This is a genomic window from Kitasatospora albolonga, from assembly GCA_002082585.1.
In the GTDB taxonomy this organism is placed as follows: domain Bacteria; phylum Actinomycetota; class Actinomycetes; order Streptomycetales; family Streptomycetaceae; genus Streptomyces; species Streptomyces stephensoniae.
The window spans coordinates 4,331,089-4,347,585 of record CP020563.1 but is presented as its reverse complement, the minus strand read 5'-3'; the positions used below and the strand labels follow the sequence as shown (position 1 = coordinate 4,347,585).

The 16,497-nt window shown below is 72.1% G+C and carries 10 protein-coding genes; 5 read left to right on the top strand and 5 right to left on the bottom strand.

All coding sequences use genetic code 11. The features are described from left to right. Nucleotides 1–51: 51 nt before the first annotated feature. From B7C62_18900 to B7C62_18880, 5 genes are read right to left on the bottom strand one after another with little or no spacing between them, the layout of a single operon-like run. Nucleotides 52–1,029: a clavaminate synthase gene (locus B7C62_18900; protein ID ARF74081.1), complete on the bottom strand. Its 978-nt coding sequence runs from the start codon at nt 1,027–1,029 to the stop codon at nt 52–54. Continuing rightward, entirely contained in the window at nt 1,029–1,925 is an 897-nt protein-coding gene (locus B7C62_18895; protein ARF77252.1) for an agmatinase, read from the bottom strand. The genes B7C62_18900 and B7C62_18895 overlap by 1 nt, the downstream gene beginning before the upstream one ends. 53 nt (nt 1,926–1,978) lie before the next feature. Beyond that, a complete protein-coding gene (locus B7C62_18890) occupies nt 1,979–3,256 on the bottom strand; it encodes a hypothetical protein (protein ARF74080.1) in 1,278 nt (425 codons plus the stop codon). Next, nucleotides 3,253–4,776, bottom strand: a complete 1,524-nt coding sequence (locus tag B7C62_18885; protein ID ARF74079.1) for an asparagine synthase — start codon at nt 4,774–4,776, stop codon at nt 3,253–3,255. Before B7C62_18885 ends, B7C62_18890 begins: the two co-directional genes overlap by 4 nt. A 1-nt stretch (nt 4,777) precedes the next feature. Beyond that, the gene (locus B7C62_18880; GenBank protein ARF74078.1) at nt 4,778–6,523 is read right to left on the bottom strand and encodes a decarboxylase; all 1,746 of its coding nucleotides are present in this window, start codon (nt 6,521–6,523) and stop codon (nt 4,778–4,780) included. Nucleotides 6,524–6,662: 139 nt separating this feature from the next. Here B7C62_18880 and B7C62_18875 point away from each other — a divergent pair, with 139 nt between their 5' ends. From B7C62_18875 to B7C62_18855, 5 genes are all read left to right on the top strand, one after another. Continuing rightward, complete coding sequence (locus tag B7C62_18875; GenBank protein ARF74077.1) at nt 6,663–7,754, top strand: hypothetical protein; 1,092 nt, start codon at nt 6,663–6,665, stop codon at nt 7,752–7,754. Further along, nucleotides 7,712–9,382, top strand: a complete 1,671-nt coding sequence (locus tag B7C62_18870; GenBank protein ID ARF74076.1) for a peptide ABC transporter substrate-binding protein — start codon at nt 7,712–7,714, stop codon at nt 9,380–9,382. The genes B7C62_18875 and B7C62_18870 overlap by 43 nt, the downstream gene beginning before the upstream one ends. 946 nt (nt 9,383–10,328) lie before the next feature. Continuing rightward, entirely contained in the window at nt 10,329–11,732 is a 1,404-nt protein-coding gene (locus B7C62_18865) for a hypothetical protein (GenBank protein ID ARF74075.1), read from the top strand. A 223-nt stretch (nt 11,733–11,955) separates the two neighbouring features. Continuing rightward, nucleotides 11,956–15,957: a NocE gene (locus B7C62_18860; protein ARF74074.1), complete on the top strand. Its 4,002-nt coding sequence runs from the start codon at nt 11,956–11,958 to the stop codon at nt 15,955–15,957. A 100-nt stretch (nt 15,958–16,057) separates the two neighbouring features. Next, nucleotides 16,058–16,462: a hypothetical protein gene (locus B7C62_18855; GenBank protein ID ARF74073.1), complete on the top strand. Its 405-nt coding sequence runs from the start codon at nt 16,058–16,060 to the stop codon at nt 16,460–16,462. Nucleotides 16,463–16,497 lie beyond the last annotated feature (35 nt).

Below are 16,497 nucleotides of genomic sequence, written 5' to 3'. Positions count from 1 at the left end.
CGGGGAGCGGGACGGAGACGCGGGGCCGGGCCCGGCCGGCCCCGCGTGTCCTCACCCGCGCGGGGTGAAGGTGATGACGTCCCCGGCGCGCTCGGCGCCCGTGGGGAGCTGGCCGTAGGAGTCGGTACGGATGTACACGCGGTGCAGCCAGCGGTCGTGCCCGTCCCACCTCGGCGTGAACGGCGTACGCGCGTGCGTCGTACGGAAGTTGTCGATGATCAGCAGATCGCCCGGGGTCAGCGTGACCGCCTCGGTCACATCGTCCAGGGCCTTCGACAGCTTGGCCACCGCCTCCTGGTCGGCCGGCTCCTGCGGATGCAGCAGCTCCCGGTCGTACCCGAGCAGCGGGTCGTCCGCCGGGCCGTACAGCGGGCTGACGCGGGCGATGTCGCCCGGGTCCTCCACGCCGCCGCGGAAGGCCACGTCCACCGAGCAGGGCATCGGGCGCTCGTGGAGGTGCGCGATCGTCTCCGCGTCCAGGAGCTTCAGCGCCTTGCGGACGGAACCCACCAGCGTCTGCGCCTTGCCCTCGTGGTCCTGGCGGGAGCACGCGAGCATCACGTAGTTCGGCTGGAGGACGTGGTAGGCCATCTCCGTGTGGAACTCCAGGAGCGTCTCGCTGGTCTCCGAGGAGAGGTGGTGGGCGCCGGGCGACGGGTAGACGTCGTGGTAGACGGTGCCGTTGCGGAGCTCCGCGTACCCGGTGTGCAGACCGAGCCGACGGCCGAAGACCGCGAGCAGGCCCTCCATGGCCAGCCGTCTCCGGTCGACCGGGGCAGGGGTGCTGGTCGGGGTGGCCGGCAGGTCGAAGTCGGGCTCGGCGGGCAGGCCGCGGAAGATGAGGTAGCCGTCCTCGTTGCCCGCGCCGTTGAACCCGTCGAGCGCCGCCGCTATCTCCTCGGGGAGCTCGGCCGCCAGTTCTCCGGCCGTCTCCAGGTACGTGTACAGGTCGCGGCGGGGTACCTCCGGCAGCCGCTGGACGAGAGCACGGAGCCGGTCGGCGTGCGCCGTGGCGTCGATGATCGCCATCAGTTGTTCTCCTTGTCCTTCACGTGCAGTCGGGCGTACTGGTAGAGCAGTTCCGCACCCACCTCGGTCGCCAGGACCGAGGTGATTCCCCCGTGGTCGTAGAGCGGTGACACCTCCATCACGTCCATGGCGACCAGGTTGAGGTCGCCCACGCTGCGCAGGAGCGCGAGGATCTCGCGGGACGTGGGCCCGCCGGGGGCGGGTGTCCCGGTGCCGGGGGCGAACGCCGGGTCGAAGACGTCGATGTCCACCGACACATAGACCGGGTGGTCACCGATCGTCCGCCGGATCAGGGCGGCCGTGGCGGTCACCCCGAGGTCGGCGAAGTCGTCGGACGTCACGATGCGGACGCCGTGCGATCGGGGGTAGTCCAGCGAGTCCGGCCGGGGGTTGTGGCCCCGGATGCCGAGCTGGACCATGTGGTCCGCCGCGACGATCCCCTCGTCGATCGCGTGCCGGAAGGGGGTGCCGTGGTGGTACTCCCCGCCGATCATCGCCGGGTTGGTGTCCGAGTGCGCGTCCAGGTGCAGCACGGCGACCGGGCCGTGCTGCGCCGCGACGGCCCGGAGCCCCGCGAGGGTGAGCGAGTGGTCCCCGCCCAGCATGAGGAAGGCGGCGTTGTCGGCGAGGATGCCCGCCAGCCGTCCCTGCGCGGTGGCCATGGCCACCTGCTGGTTGAACGGGGTCAGGTCGATGTCCCCGGCGTCCGCGCACCTGATCAGGTCGAAGACGCCCGGACCCCGGTCGATGCCCACGCCGTGGATGAGCCCCGACTCGCAGCGGATCGCCTGCGGACCGAACCGCGCCCCCGGCCGGTAGCTGGTCCCGCCGTCGTACGGGGCCCCGATGACCACCACGTCGTACCCCTTCGGGTGCGGGTCGTGGGCCAGGCGCATGAACGTCGGGATCTGGGCGTAGCGAGGGGAGAACGACGAGTTGATCTGACCGTTCACCGGCCCTCCTCACGGGTGTCGATACGGATACGGGCCGCGGCTTCCCGGGCCGTGCCGAGGGCTTCCTCGGCGGTGGCGGCGTGGGCGTAGGCAAAGCCGACGGAGGCCGAGTTGTCGAGGCGGGTGGCGACGGTGTCGCCGGGCGCCGCGTGCGGGATCACCCGGACCCCCAGCGCCTCGGCCTCCGGTATCCCGTGGATGGCGGTGAGTTCGCCGGGCTCGTCCGGGAAGAGGACGACGACGGCGGCGCCGCCGGTCCGCCCCTGACCGGGTGTGCCCGGGGCGACCGGCATGCCGAGGGCGAGGAGTTTGGCGTCCAGGTGCGGGTTGGTCCCGCACACGTCGGCGACCATGGTGGAGATCATGTGCGCCGGGAGCCGCGGGTTGACCTCGACGACCCTCGGCCCGTCGGCGGTGAGCATGACCTCGGTGTGGGCCGGGCCCTGCCGGTAGCCGATCGCGGTGAGGACACGGTCCACACAGGCGAGCAGCTCCTGGTGGACGGCCGGTTCGAGGGCGACGGGGAAGGAGTGCGCCTCCTCCAGCATCGTCGTCCCGTGCAGCTCCTTGGAGGTGACGCCGAAGAAGTGGGTGCGGCCCTCGACGGTCATCGACTCCACCGATACCTCGACCCCCTCCGCGTACTCCTCGAAGAGCACATGGCCGGGCCGGGGCTGGCCGCGCAGCGAGGACCGTACGGCGTTCAGCTCCCGCCAGGCCGCCATCGCCTCGTCCCGGGTGCGGCACTTGCGCACCCCGTAACTGATGGCCTCCGAGGGCGGTTTGGCGATGCACGGCAGCCCCACGTGGTGGATGGCCTCGTCCAGCTCCTCCAGAACGGTGACCAGCCGCCAGCGGACGTTGGCCGGGTCGTCGCCGAGGGCCGCGCGCAGCAGGTGCTTGTGGTTCGCCGCCCGGACCGCCCCGAGGCCCTGCGAGGGCAGGCCGAGGTGGTCGGCGGCCCGTGCGGTGGCCTCGGTGTGGTAGTCGGAGAACGACAGGATGCCGTCGACGAGCGGCTTGCCGTCCCCGTCGCTGAGGGCGTCGGCGACGGCCCGCCAGTCGTGGGTGTCGACGTGCAGGACCTTGTCGACCCGGCCCAGCGGGTGTTCCGCGAGGGGGCGCCCGGAGGTGTACCACTCCTCGCCCTTGACGAGCAGCCAGATCTCGCAGCCCTGGTCGCGGGCGGCGTGGATGCCGTCGTAGAAGGCGTCGTGCAGCATCGACTCGACGAGCGCGAGCCGCTTGCCCGCGAAGCCCCCGAGGTCGCTCATCCCTTCACCGCCTTCGCCACCTTCTCGACCACTTCCGGCAGGTCCACCCGGTCCGGCTCCTCGCCGCCCACCACGATCCGGTCGAAGAGCTCCTCCACCACCGCCGTCTTGGCGGCGGCGACGCCCGCCTCGGGGACCCCCGCCTCACGGACGAGGAGGGTGAACCCGGAGGTCGTGCCTGACCCCTCGTGGACGCCGAGCTTCGGCCGGACGACGGTCTCCTGCGGGAGGACGTCGCCCATCGCCGCGCGCAGGACCCACTTGTCCCGCCCGTAACGGCGTTTGAGACCGGCCTCCAGCACGGTGAGCAGTTCCAGGACCTCGCGGTCCCAGTAGGGGTGGGTCGACCAGTGGCCGGAGGCCGTCGACAGGACCGGGCTCATCTCGTTGAGGCCGTCGAAGGTGTCCATGTCGAAGGCGACCGCGGTGTCGAGCTGCGGCAGCCGGTCCTCCCGGTGCATCCCGCCGAGCGGGATGTCCGCCCCGTACCCCGTGAGCACCCGGCGGGCCGGGCCCTCCAGCCGCCGGTAGAGGGCGGTGAGCGGCAGCAGGTACTCGATGACCTCGGCGTCCAGGGACTCCGCCGCGTGAAGAGTGTGCGGCAGCTGGGCGAGCAGCTCCGAGGTGGGGATGGTGATCTCGCGGTGCCGGGAGCCCAGGTGGTCGGCGACGACCCGGGCCTGCGGGAACTCGTCCGAACGGTCCGTCCCCATGGACAGGGTGTCGATCGGGCCGAGCACGGCCGCGTCGGCGAGCGCCGCGACACCGGAGGAGTCGATGCCGCCGGAGAGGACCACCAGCGGGGGCGCCGCCGGAGCCAGCCTGCGGGCGACCGCCTTCTCCAGCGCGTGCCGGACGGCGTCGACCGCCGCCTCCTCGCTCATGATCCGCCGGGAGACCGGCGGCACCCAGGTGCGGTGGGTCTCGGCCGTGCCGCGCCCGGTGTCGATCTCCAGGACCGATCCGGCGGGCACCTGGTGGAGCCCGGGCAGCCTGCGGACGCGCCGCGCGCCGCCCGCGGGGAAGCCCAGGTCGCCCTGGTGCGGTGCCGCCAGGGTCTTCGCCTCGGTGGCGGCGAGGACCTGCCCGGCGGTCCTGCGGGTGTAGAGGGGGACGGACCCGGAGTGGTCGGTGGCGAGCAGGACGCGCTCGCCCTCGGCGACAAACGCGGCGAAGCGGCCGTTGACGAGGCGGAAGGCGTGCAGTCCGTACCGCTCGACCAGGCCGAGGACCCGCTCGGCGTCCGAGGCCGCCGCACGGTCGAGGACCGTGTCGATCTCGGCGCGGTTGTAGATTTCCCCGGCGAGGACGACAAGGGTGTCCGCGCCCGTCGCGTACGCCCCCGACGTGTCGTCGCCGGGATGGACGAGGGTGAAGCGGACGGACTGGGCGCGCAGCCGCTCGGAGAGCTCGCTGTACCGGCCGCGCGTGGCGAATCGCGGTGCCTCCGGGTCCTGGCCCCCGCCCGTGCGGGCGGAGGCCAGGAAGCCGTAGGCAGCCGGGAAGGGCTGCTCGGACATATCAGACCTTCAGCGCCCCGAAACCGGCGGAGCTGAAGTCGTAGCTGATCGGCACCTCGATGAGGTACGGGCGGCCGAGCGAGGCGCCCTTGCGCAGCGCGGCGAGGAGGCCCTCCCGGGTGCTGACGCGCTCCGCCTCGACCCCGTTGGCCTGGGCCAGCAGGACGAAGTCCACGGCGCCCTTGCCGGAGTTGCCCTGGCCGAACTTGATGGCCGGGTCGTGGGACCGGGAGTGCCCGATGTTCTGGTACAGCTCGATCAGGCCGTTGGTGTCGTTGTTGACGACGACCGTGACGATCGGCAGGTTCAGCCGGGCGATGGTCTCCAGGTCCGAGGAGTTGGAGTGGAAGCCCCCGTCACCCGCGATCAGGAAGGTCGGCTCCTCCGGGCGGGCGAGCTGGGCGCCGATCGCGGCCGGGATGCCGTAGCCGAAGCTGGAGCACCCGGCGGAGGTGAGGAAGCCGAAGGGCTGGTCGGCCCGGGCGAAGAGGACTCCGTAGTGCCGGAAGAAGCCGATGTCGGAGACGATCGTGCCCCGGCCGGAACCGGCGGCCTCCTCCATGACGGTGTTCATGGAGTCCATCACCTGGTGGACGCGCATGCCGTCCTCGTACGACTCCGGGTCCGCGAGGAACTCCTTGATCCGCTCGCGCAGCGGGGTGATGTCGTGCCGGTCCTTGGCCGGGACCTCCTGGGTGGCCGCGTCGAGGTGGTCGACGAAGGCGCGGACGTCGGTGACGACGTCGACCGTCGGCGCGTAGATGCGGGGCACCGGGTTGAAGGTCGGCGAGACGCGGACCGTCTTCTTCTCGATGCCGCGGTTCCACATCGAGGGACGCAGGTCCTCGGCGTAGTCGTAGCCGAGGGTGAGGATGACATCGGCGCTGCCGAAGAGGGTCTCCAGGGCGGGGAAGCCCAGGATGCCGTCCATGTAGCCGGTGACGGCACCGTAGTTGAGCTCGTGGTCCTGCGGCAGGACGCCCTTGGCGATGTACGTGGTGATGACGGGGATGTTGAGGCGCTCCGCGAGGAGGCGGATCGGCTCGACGGCACCGGCGCGGATGGCGGCGGCACCGACCACGAAGACCGGGTTGCTCGCCTCCCGGACCAGGGCGGCGGCCTCGTCCGCGTACTCCTCCCAGCCGGGCTGGGTGGCGCCGACCGGACGTTTCGGGGTGCGGGCGGGAGCGTAGGAGGCGTCGGGGTCGATGCCTTCGGCGGAGCCGAGGAGGTCCACGGGCAGCGAGATGAAGGACGGGCCGACCGGCTCGCTCATGGCGTTGGCGATGGCCGAGTCGACGAGGTCGACGATCTCCTTCGGGCGCTCCAGCTCGACCGCGTACTTCGAGACCGGCTCCGCGATCTTCACCAGGTCGAGGCACTGGTGGGTGTCGTTCGGGAAGATGTCGTGCGACTCGGACTGGGCCGCCATCGCGATGACCGGGGAGCGGTCCAGGACGCTGGTGGCCATGCCGGTCGCCAGGTTCGTCATACCGGGGCCGAGGGTGGCCCAGCACGCGGCTGGTCTGCCGGATATGCGGGCGAGGACGTCGGCGGCGACACCGGCCGTGAACTCGTGGCGGGTCAGGACGAAGTCGATGCCCTCCTCCTCGTCGAAGAGGATCGACGCGGCCTCACGGCCCACGACACCGAACACCGTGTCGATGCCGTGCTCCTTGAGCCGCTTGAGGAGGAGGTGGGCGGTCGTCGTGCTGGTGGCTACGCCTGCAGTGGATACACGGGACATGGGGTGGGGTGTCTCCTGTTCGGACGGGCCGGCGGACAGGACCACCTTGGAGGGGCGTTCTCTCCGGCCGCTCTCCGGCCGCTATCGGAGAGCGACCGGAGAGTGGGCGGAGAGTGACCGGAGAGCGGGGGCGCGAAGGATGGCCGCCGTGACTGTGGAGATCGAACGCTGGAACACACCGGAAGAAGCCCGGTCGGCCGGCTGGGACACTCTGCTGGGGCCGGAGGACTTCTTCCTCACGCCGCCCTGGATGCGGGTGCTCCACGATTCCGCCGGCGCGTGGATGCGGTACTTCACGGCCCACGACGGCGAACGGCCGCTCGCGGCCGTGCCGGTGGTCCTGGCCACCGACCGCTCGCCCTGGGCCCTCGGCCGCACGGACCTGCTGCTGCGGCACGCCGCCGGGGAGAGCATGGACGGCGCGGCCGGGCTGACCGAGGAGCTCGGCGGCGATGCCGCCCTGGACGCGCTGATGCCCTCGATGATGGCGGGCGGCCGGCACCTGGGCCGCACCCGGCTCCTCACCGGCCCCGGGGCCGGACCCGGAACCGTGCACGCGCTGCTGGCCCGCGTCGAGGAGCAGGCGGTCGCCGAGGGCTGCCGCTCGGCGGCCCTGCCGTACGTCGACGCTTCCGACACCCTGGTGCGCGGGGTCCTGGAGGAGCGCGGCTACCGCCGGTGCGTCTCCGGCGAGTTCGCCACCCTCACCCATCCCGGCAAGGGGTTCACGGAGTACGCCATGAGCCTGCCGTCCCGCCGCTCGCGGCGGGTGCGCTCCGAGCGCAGGCACATCGAGGCGTCCCCCGTCGAGATCGACCTGGCCCCCCTGCGCCTTGAGGACGTGCCGCGCCTGGCCGCCCTGGAGACCGAGCTGTTCGGCAAGTACGGCATGACGGGCTGGGACCCGAAGAGGTCGGAGGCCGTCCTGGACGCCGCCTTCCACCACCTCGGCGAGAAGGCCCTGGTCTCCAGGGCCGTGCTGGAGGGCCGGATCATCGGCTTCGGTCTCGTCCTCTCCCACGGGTCGGACTGGTTCGCGCACCGGGCGGGCTTCGACTACGAGGCCCAGGGCAAGCTGCCCCTCTACTACGAACTGCTCTACTACACCCTCGCCGACGAAGCCCCCGCGCACGGAGTGAGCAGGGTGCACTACGGGATCGGGTCGACCGAGGCCAAGGTCTCGCGCGGCTGCGTCCTGTCCCGTCAGTACCTCTACGTCAAGGAGCTCTAGTGGTGTGGAACGCAGCGGTCGGCCGTGTGTGGAACCCCTCGGCCGTACGGGGCGGACGGCTGCGCACGGTCGCCTCGGCCGACGTGGACTCCCTGGACCCGGCACGCACCTACTACGTGTGGTCCTGGCTGCTGCAACGCGCCATGCACCGCACCCTGATGGCGTTCGCGAGCGACCCCGCCGAGGCGCGCGTCGTACCGGACCTGGCGACGGGCCCGGGGGAGGTGTCCGACTCCGGGCTCACCTGGACGTACCGCATCCGTCCCGGCGTACGGTACGAGACGGGTGTGGAGATCTTCGCCCGGGACATCGCCTACGGCATCGAACGGGTCTTCGCCCAGGCCGAGTTGCCCGGCGGCCCCACCTACCTCCTGGACCTCCTCGACCACGGCGGCTACCAGGGCCCGTACGACGGCGGCGGACGCTGCCCGGCCATCAGCTGCCCGGACGACCACACCCTCGTGTTCCGGCTGAGGCGCCCCTTCGCCGACTTCGACTTCCTGATGGCCCAGCCGAACACCGCGCCGGTCCCGGCCCACCAGGACCGGCGGGGGCGGTACGGGCAGGGGCCGGTCTGCTCGGGGCCGTACCGCATCGCCCGCTACGAGCCCGGCACCCGGCTGCACCTCACCCGCAGCCGCTGGTGGGACCGGGACTCCGACCCGGTGCGGCCCGCCCTCTTCGACGAGCTGACGGTCGACTTCGGGGTGGAGGTCGACGAGCTGGACCGGCGGCTGCTGGCGGGCGAGTTCCACGTGGACGCCGAGGGCCGGGGCATCCAGCACACCGGCCGGGACCGCATCCTCGCCGACGAGACGCTCCGGGCCCGCGCCGACAACCCGGCCACCGGCTTCCTCCAGTACGTCACCGTGCAGACCGCCGTCCCGCCCTTCGACAACGTGCACGCCCGGCGGGCCGTCTTCCTCGCGGCCGACAAGGCGGCCCTGCTGGAGGCCCGGGGCGGCGACGGTGTCGGCGGTACCCTCGCCACCTCGCTCTTCCCGCCCAACCTCACCGCGTACACCGGCTCCGACCGCTACCCCTCCGGGCCCGGTCTGACCGGCGACCTCGACGCGGCCCGCGCCGAACTCGCCGCCGCCGGGCTGCCCGACGGCTTCTCCACCGTCATCGGCACCCAGCCGGGGAAGTTCGAACTTGTCGCCCGCACCCTCGCCACGAGCCTCGCCCGGGTCGGGATCGACGCCGCCGTCGAGGTCCTCGACACCGCCTCGTACTACCGCGAGGGCCTCGGCAGCCCGGCCACCGTCCGCAAGCTCGGCCTCGGTCTCGGCATCACCGACTGGGGCGCCGACTACCCCACCGAGTACGGCTTCCTCGCCCCGCTGGTCGACGGCCGCCAGATCAAGGAGGCCGGGGGGAACTTCAACTTCGCCGAGCTCGACGACCCGGTCGTCCGCGAGCTGATCGACGAGGCCACCTCGGCCCGCGACCCCGGCCACCGCGCCCGGCTCTGGCGGCGGGTGGAGGAGACCGTGATGGACCGCGCCGTGATCCTGCCGATGGCCCACGACCGCACCCTGCACTACCGGAGCCCGGACGTCACGAACGTGTACGTCCACCCGGCCTTCGGTCTGTACGACATCCAGGCGATGGGAGTTGCCGAGTGAGCCCGACCTTCACCCCCGTGGGACCCGACGACGTGCGGGCCGGGGACGACGTGTTCGACCTGCGCGTCCTCGCGCACAAGACGGACGCCCCGCAGCTCCCGCCACCGTGCCGGGCGGACTTCGACGGTTCCGTACGGGTCGCGCCGCCCGCCACGGTCACCGAGGAGTGGGCCGGGTACGACGAGGAGCTGCGCTGCGTCGTCTCGATCCGGCTGGAGTTCCCCGTCGAGGAGAACCTCGACACCTGCATGGCACCCGTCCTCGTCGTCCACCCCGCCTTCCGCCGACGCGGCCATGGCCGCCACGCGGTCGCCTTCGCCCGGGAACGGGCCGCCGCCCGGGGACGCTCGCGGCTCGTCCTGGTCAGCGACTCCGGGGGGGCCGGGTCCTCCGGGTCCGACGGCTCAGGGGAAGGCGGGGACGGCTCCGAGGACGGCTCCGGGGGCAGCGGAACCGGCAGTTCCGGAGTCGGCGGCTCCGGGGACGGCGGTGCGGCCTCCGCCATCGCGGCCGCCCTCGGCGCCCGCGAGATCATGCGCCTCACCCACCTCCGCCTGGCCGTCACGGACGCGCCCGCCCCGTGGCCCGCGCCCGACGGGCTGACCGTCCGTCACTGGGGCTCCACGGTCCCCGACGACCTCGTCCACGAGGCCGCGCGCCTGGAGTCCACCCTCAGCCAGGACGCCCCCACCGGGGACCTGGGCTGGGAGCCGCAGCCCGCACACATCTCCCGTATCCGGGACTTCGAGCGGATGCGGATCGCCCGCGGCCGCCGCGCCCACCAGTGCGGCATCCTCGACGGCGCCACCGGCCGGATGGTCGCCTGGACCGCGCTCTCGATGACGACGGCCAACCCGGACAACGCCCTCCAGGCCGTCACCGTCGTCGACCCCGCCTACCGGGGCCGTGACCTCGGACGGCTCGTGAAGGCGCTGAACCTCGCCCACTGCCGCGCCGCCGAACCCGGACTCACGCACGTCGACAGCTGGAACGCGGAGGCCAACGTCCACATGCGGCGCGTCAACGCCGACTTCGGGTTCCGCGAGGCAGGCGCCCGCCATATGTGGGAAACCTCCGTTCGGTGAACGGTTCCTTCGTCCGGCTCGTCGTCTCCCATCTCTGCTCCCACCTCGGGTTCCGCGTCGCCCATACCGTCTTCCCGCTGACCGCCCTCACCGTCGTGGGCGCGTCGGCGGCGGACGCGGCCCTCCTCATGGGCCTCCAGACCGCCGGCTTCCTGCTGGTCGGGCTGCCCGCCGGGGCCTGGGTGGACCGGTGGCACAAGACGCTCGTCATGGTCACCGCCGACGCCGTACGGGCCGCCGTCTTCCTCGGCCTCGCACTCGTGTGGGCCCTGGGGACGCTGCGGATGGAGCACCTCTACGCGGCGGCGCTCGTCGCCGGGGTCACCTCCGTCTTCTTCGACGTCTCCGCCCAGACCGTTCTCCCCTCCCTCGTCGCCAAGGAAAAGGTGGTGTCCGGCAACGCCTGGATGATGGGCGTCGAATCGGCCGCCACCGTCGCCGGGCCGGTGATCGCGGGCGCCCTCGCGATCGTGGCCGCGCCCGTCGGGTTCTGGCTCGCGGGCGGGGCGTTCGTCGTCTCCGCGGTCTGCCTCCTCGGCGTCCGGGTGCGCATGCCCCGGGCACCGGGACGCGGGGTGTACGCCGATGTGGCCGAGGGCGTCCGGTTCATCGCGGGCCGCCGGGTGCTGCTCCGTATCGGCGTCGCCACCGGCCTGTTCAACCTCGCCTGGTCGGCGACCGTCTCCCTGCTCCTCGCGATCATGCTCAGCCGCGGGGCCGGGGAGGCCGCGGCGGGCGTCGTGATCGCCTGCTTCGGCGCGGGCGGGGTGTTCGGGGCGACCGTCGTCAAGCGGTTCGCCGTCCGGCTCGGGCGGTCCCGGGCGATCACCACGGCCCTGGCCGTACCGGCGCCCTTCACCGTGCTCGCCGGGCTCACCGGGCGGGTACCGCTCTGGGTCACCGGGGTCGCCCTCTTCGGGGTGGGCGCCTCCGCCGTCATGTACAACGTCACCCAGCTGTCGCTGCGTCAGGAGATCACCCCTCCCGCGCTCCTGGGCCGGGTCAACGCGACCATGCGCTTCCTGGTGTGGGGCATGATCCCGCTCGGCGCGGCCCTGGCCTCGGCCGGGGCCCGCACGGTGGGGCCCATGACGGTGACCGTCCTGGCCGGTACGGCGTGCGCGTTCGTCTGGCTCGTCCTCGTACGCCTCAAGGCGGACGACGGACCCGGCGGCGGACCGGACGAGGGGCCGGACGACGGGCCGGGTGGCGCGGGGACCCGGACCCGGCCGGGCGGGGTGTCCACCCGAACACCGCCCGCCTGAAACCTCCCTGACACTCCATCACCTGCGTGGACCTCTTCCCGCCCCGGCCCCGCACGGGGCCGTCGCGGCGGGGGCCCACCGCGCCCGGCGGCGCAAGAGCGTGCGGAGACCGGGCAAAGAGCGCGCGATTTTACCGTGGGGCCGTCCGTGGACCAGAGGCGCGTTCCTTGCGGCGTCCCGTCCGGCGGACTCCCTCTGTTGACCACGACAAGGAAAGTTCTTCATGCGCCTACGTCGCGTTCTCCGGGCCGCGCGTGTCCCGGTGTCCTGTGCCATCGCCTCGGCGGTGGTATTCGGCACCGTCACGCAGGCCACGGCAACCACTCCCCCCGATCCCGCCGAGGCCCGTGCCTCCGGCTGGACCAGCCCCCCGCAGCCCGCCGCGCCCGAGGACGACGCGGGGAACAAGGACCGCGTCCCCGCCGAACAGCGGGCCAAGGTCCTCGGCTCCGGCCACGCCACGTCCCGGGACACGGCCTGGACCACCACCGGTGACGCCACCGGTTTCCACCTGCTGATCGCCGACGAGTCCGCCGGTTACGCGTGGAAGACCGCCGCCACCCTCCGGGAACCGGGCTTCCCGGACACCGACACCTGGATCGGCAACGCCTGTGTCACCGAGTCCGGTGACCGCGCGCTGGTCGCCTACGCCCCCCGTACTTTCACCAACAAGCCGGACCTGATGGCCCGCGGCGCCTTCACGGCGACCGTCGACCTCACCACGGGCAAGGTCGTCAAACTCCCCCACCAGGCGAGCCTCGCCTACTTCTCGCCGGGCTGCGGTGAGGGCGAGAAGGCTGTCCTCTCGCAGTTCTCCGACGAGAAGACCTCGCCCGGCACGAACGAGACCCGGCTGATCTCCGTCGACGTACGGACGGGCCGGACCTCGGCCCCGGTCAAGCTCAAGGGCCAGATCACCTCCGCCGTGCCCACCCGGCAGGGCATCGCCGCGGCGGCGGGCAACTCGATCGTCCGGGTGCGGACGAACGGCACCACCGAGCACCTGGCCGCCACGGACAACGTGCCCTTCAGCCTGTCGGTCACCCGGGACGGCGGCCTCGCCTACCTCGACCGGCAGCGGTCCGGCAACGTGTCGACCGCGAAGGTGAAGTACCTGGCCCCCTCCGGCGGCAGGGCCACCACCCTCGCCGAGGGCGGGCTCACCGACTTCGACCTCGCCCGTACGGCCGACGGCACCGCCTTCGTCACCGGCAAGGCGAAGACCGTCGCCGCCCTGCCCTCGGCCATCCGCAACCCCGGTGGCATCGACAAGGACGCCACCCTCTCCACCACCGGCCGCGCCGCGGTCAACTCGGGCTGGGCGGACGGCAAGAACCACCGCATCCGCGCCGAGGAGTACGACACCGCCCGCACCGCCAAGATCCGGCTGCACCACCTGCCCACGGGCAGCAAGCCGGTGATGGAGGCCGCCCCGGACGGCGGCCTCGGCGACCCGGCCCAGGGCTCCGCGAGCTCACCGGCCCTCGACCGCTCCGGCGCCTCGTCCGCGCAGGAGGGCAAGGCCGGGGCCGCCCCGAAGGCCAAGGCGGGCGGGGTCTCCGTGGCATCGACCTCCATCGCCGAGCCGGAGTCCGTCCGCACCTGCTCCGTCGAGCGCGGCAACCCGCAGAAGCAGGCGTTCCAGCCCAAGCCCCGCCAGATCGAGTGGGCCGTCAACCGCTCGATCGAGGGCACCCTCGACCAGCACGTCCGGCGGGCCGCCAACTGGAAGAACATGGGCATGGGCGCCTACTCGCCCCAGGCCCTGGCCGGTGGCCTCACCTCGCTGAACGGCGGCGGCCGCATCCCGGCCCAGGTGTTCCTCGGCATCACCGCCCAGGAATCCAACATGTGGCAGGCGACCCGCTTCGCCGCGCCCGGCACCACCGCCAACAGCCTCATCGGCAACTACTACGGGATCAAGCACGACGCGCACGGCGGGGTCAACGACCCGTGGCTGATCAACTGGAGGGCCGCCGACTGCGGTTACGGCATCACGCAGGTCACCGACGGGATGCGCCTGCCGAACAAGCCGTACGAGGACGGATCGGTCCGCCCCTCGAAGCCGCGCGCCTACCAGGAGGGCGTGGCGCTGGACTACACCGTGAACGTGGCGGCAGGCGTCAACATCCTCGCGGAGAAGTGGAACCAGACCCGCGCCGCCGGGATGACCGTCAACAACGGTGACCCGAGGGGCCTGGAGAACTGGTTCTTCGCCCTCTGGGCCTACAACTCCGGCTTCTACCCGCAGTCGTCCGCCGGAAGCAACGCGGGCAAGTGGGGCGTCGGCTGGGCCAACAACCCCGCCAACCCGACGTACAAGGCGAACCGCACCCCGTTCCTGGAGAACGCGGCGGGCGGCGACGACTACACCCACGCGGCGCGGCCGCAGTTCTGGCCCTACCAGGAGAAGGTCCTCGGCTGGGCCGCCCGCCCGCTGGAGGCCCTGGAGGAGCCGGGCAAGATGGTCCACGGCTACCGTGCCGCCTGGTGGACCACCACCATGAACCGGACGTCGGTCAAGCCGCCGGCCGACCTCTTCTGCACCTCCGCCAACGAGTGCGACGCCACCAAGATCAGGGACGGTGCCAGCAACGACACCCCGGCCACCGGGCCCTGCCAGCGCACCGACTTCCGCTGCTGGTGGAACGCCTCGGTGACGTGGAAGCAGTGCCAGCTCGACCAGTGCGGCAACGAGCTCTTCCGGTTCAACAACACCTATCCCGAGGAGGCCGACGGCAACCCGCACCTGCCCCGGTGCAGCTCCGGGCTCCCCTCCGGCACCGTCGTCGTCGACAACGTCAACACCGGGACCCCACTGGCCGGAAGTGACAACAGACGCTGTTCGTCCAGCGCGGTCAGCGGCGGCTCGTTCGACTTCACCTTCGCCACCGCGTCCGGCCGGATGGACACTCATCAGCTGAGCGGCGGATACGGTAACCACCTCTGGTTCAGCAGCACCCGCAAGGCGGGCTCCGCGGACGCGAACCGGATGAAGGTCACCGGGACGTGGACCGCTCCCGCCTCGGTCCAGGGCTGGTACCGCGTCCTGGTCCACATGCCGAGCATCGCCGCCCGCTCCCAGCAGGCGAAGTACGTGGTCTCCGGCTCCGACTCCACCAGCAGGAACCGCGTCGCGCCGCAGCGCATCCGCTCCAACGAGTGGCGGTCCCTGGGCACGTTCAGGTTCACCGGTCAGGCCCAGGTCTCCCTGGACAACATCACGCAGGAGGACGGCCGCGACATCTCGTGGGACGCCGTGGCCTTCCAGCCGGTCGGCTCCAAGCCCAACCACATCGTCGGCATGGGCGACTCCTTCGCCTCCGGTGAGGGCGCGGACTCCGGCGACGGCGTCGACTACTACAAGGAGACCGACTACAAGGAGACCACCGGCAGCAGCGAGATCGGCAACGGCTGCCACCGCTCCAAGCACGCCTGGGTCCGCCAGGCGACCCTGCCCGGCTTCTCCGAATCGGTCGGCTCGATCGTCGACCGCTACGGCACCAACGTCGATCTGTCCTTCGTCGCCTGTTCCGGGGCCCGGACGTACAACCTCTGGGCGGGCGGACGCACCCAGTACGGCAACGCGCTCGCCCAGATGGACCTCGGCTACCTCGACCAGAACACCAGCCTGGTCACCGTCGCCATCGGGGGCAACGACTCGCTCTTCACCCCGGTGATCGAGGAGTGCATCTACGCCGCCGGCCTGAAGCTCTGCCAGGACGCGGAGATCGACAAGGTCGACCCGGACACGGGTGAGAAGACCGGAGAGAAGACCGGTCCGCTCAAGGACTTCATGCCCGGCTGGATCACCAACCAGGTCAAACCGCGCGTCACCCGGGTCCTGAACGAGATCAAGACGCGCGCGCCGAACGCCAAGGTCGTTCTGGTCGGCTACCCGAAGCTCCTCAGCGCCAACGGCCAGTGCGTCCCCGGCATCGGTACGGGAGAGGCGCCGTGGCTCAACGACGTCCTCGCCCCGCACCTCGCCACGGAGATGGGCAACGCCGCGACGGCCGCCGGAGCGCGGTTCGTCAACCCGGCCGCCGAGTTCGAGGGCAAGGCGATCTGCGGTGACCCGGAGACCATCAACGGCATCGTCCTCGGGGGCAAGGCGGAGTACGACAACGGCGGCATCCTCCCGTCGATGAAGTCCTTCCACCCGAAGACCTCGGGCGCCCGGCTCTACGCGAACGCCCTCCAGCGGGTCCTGAACCAACCGTAGAATCTCCGCCGCACAGCTGAACGAGCGATACCCGAAACCGGGCCCCCGCCAAGGTGCTTCACCTCGGCGGGGGCCCACCCCCTCGTACCGGGACATCACCTTGCGACCCTTACGCCACGTCAAAGCCGCCGTCATCACGGCCCTCGCCACCGCGGCCTGTCACACCGTCCTCGCCACCGGCTTCTCCCGGGCCCGCGCCCAGGAGACCGCGGAGAGCTCCTGGGCGGCGCTGCCCGGCATGGCCGCCGGTTTCCTGCTCTCCTGCGCCCTCATGCCCCTGCTCCTCTGGGCCGGTATGAGGCTCCTCGGTGAGCGCCGCACCTTCCCTCTGTTCCTCGGCTGCGGGGCCCTGTGGGTCCTGCTGGTCCTGCTGTACGTCGACGACGTCGACCGGCCGTCCGGACACATGCCGGTCCTGGCCCTGGTGCTGTTCGTGGCGGCGGGCGCCCTGCTCGGCGGGGCCGGAGCCGCGCGGGACGGGGGACGCGGGGCGGGGAACGGCTAGGGCCTTTCGGACCCGGCGGGCGCCCGGCCGCTCAC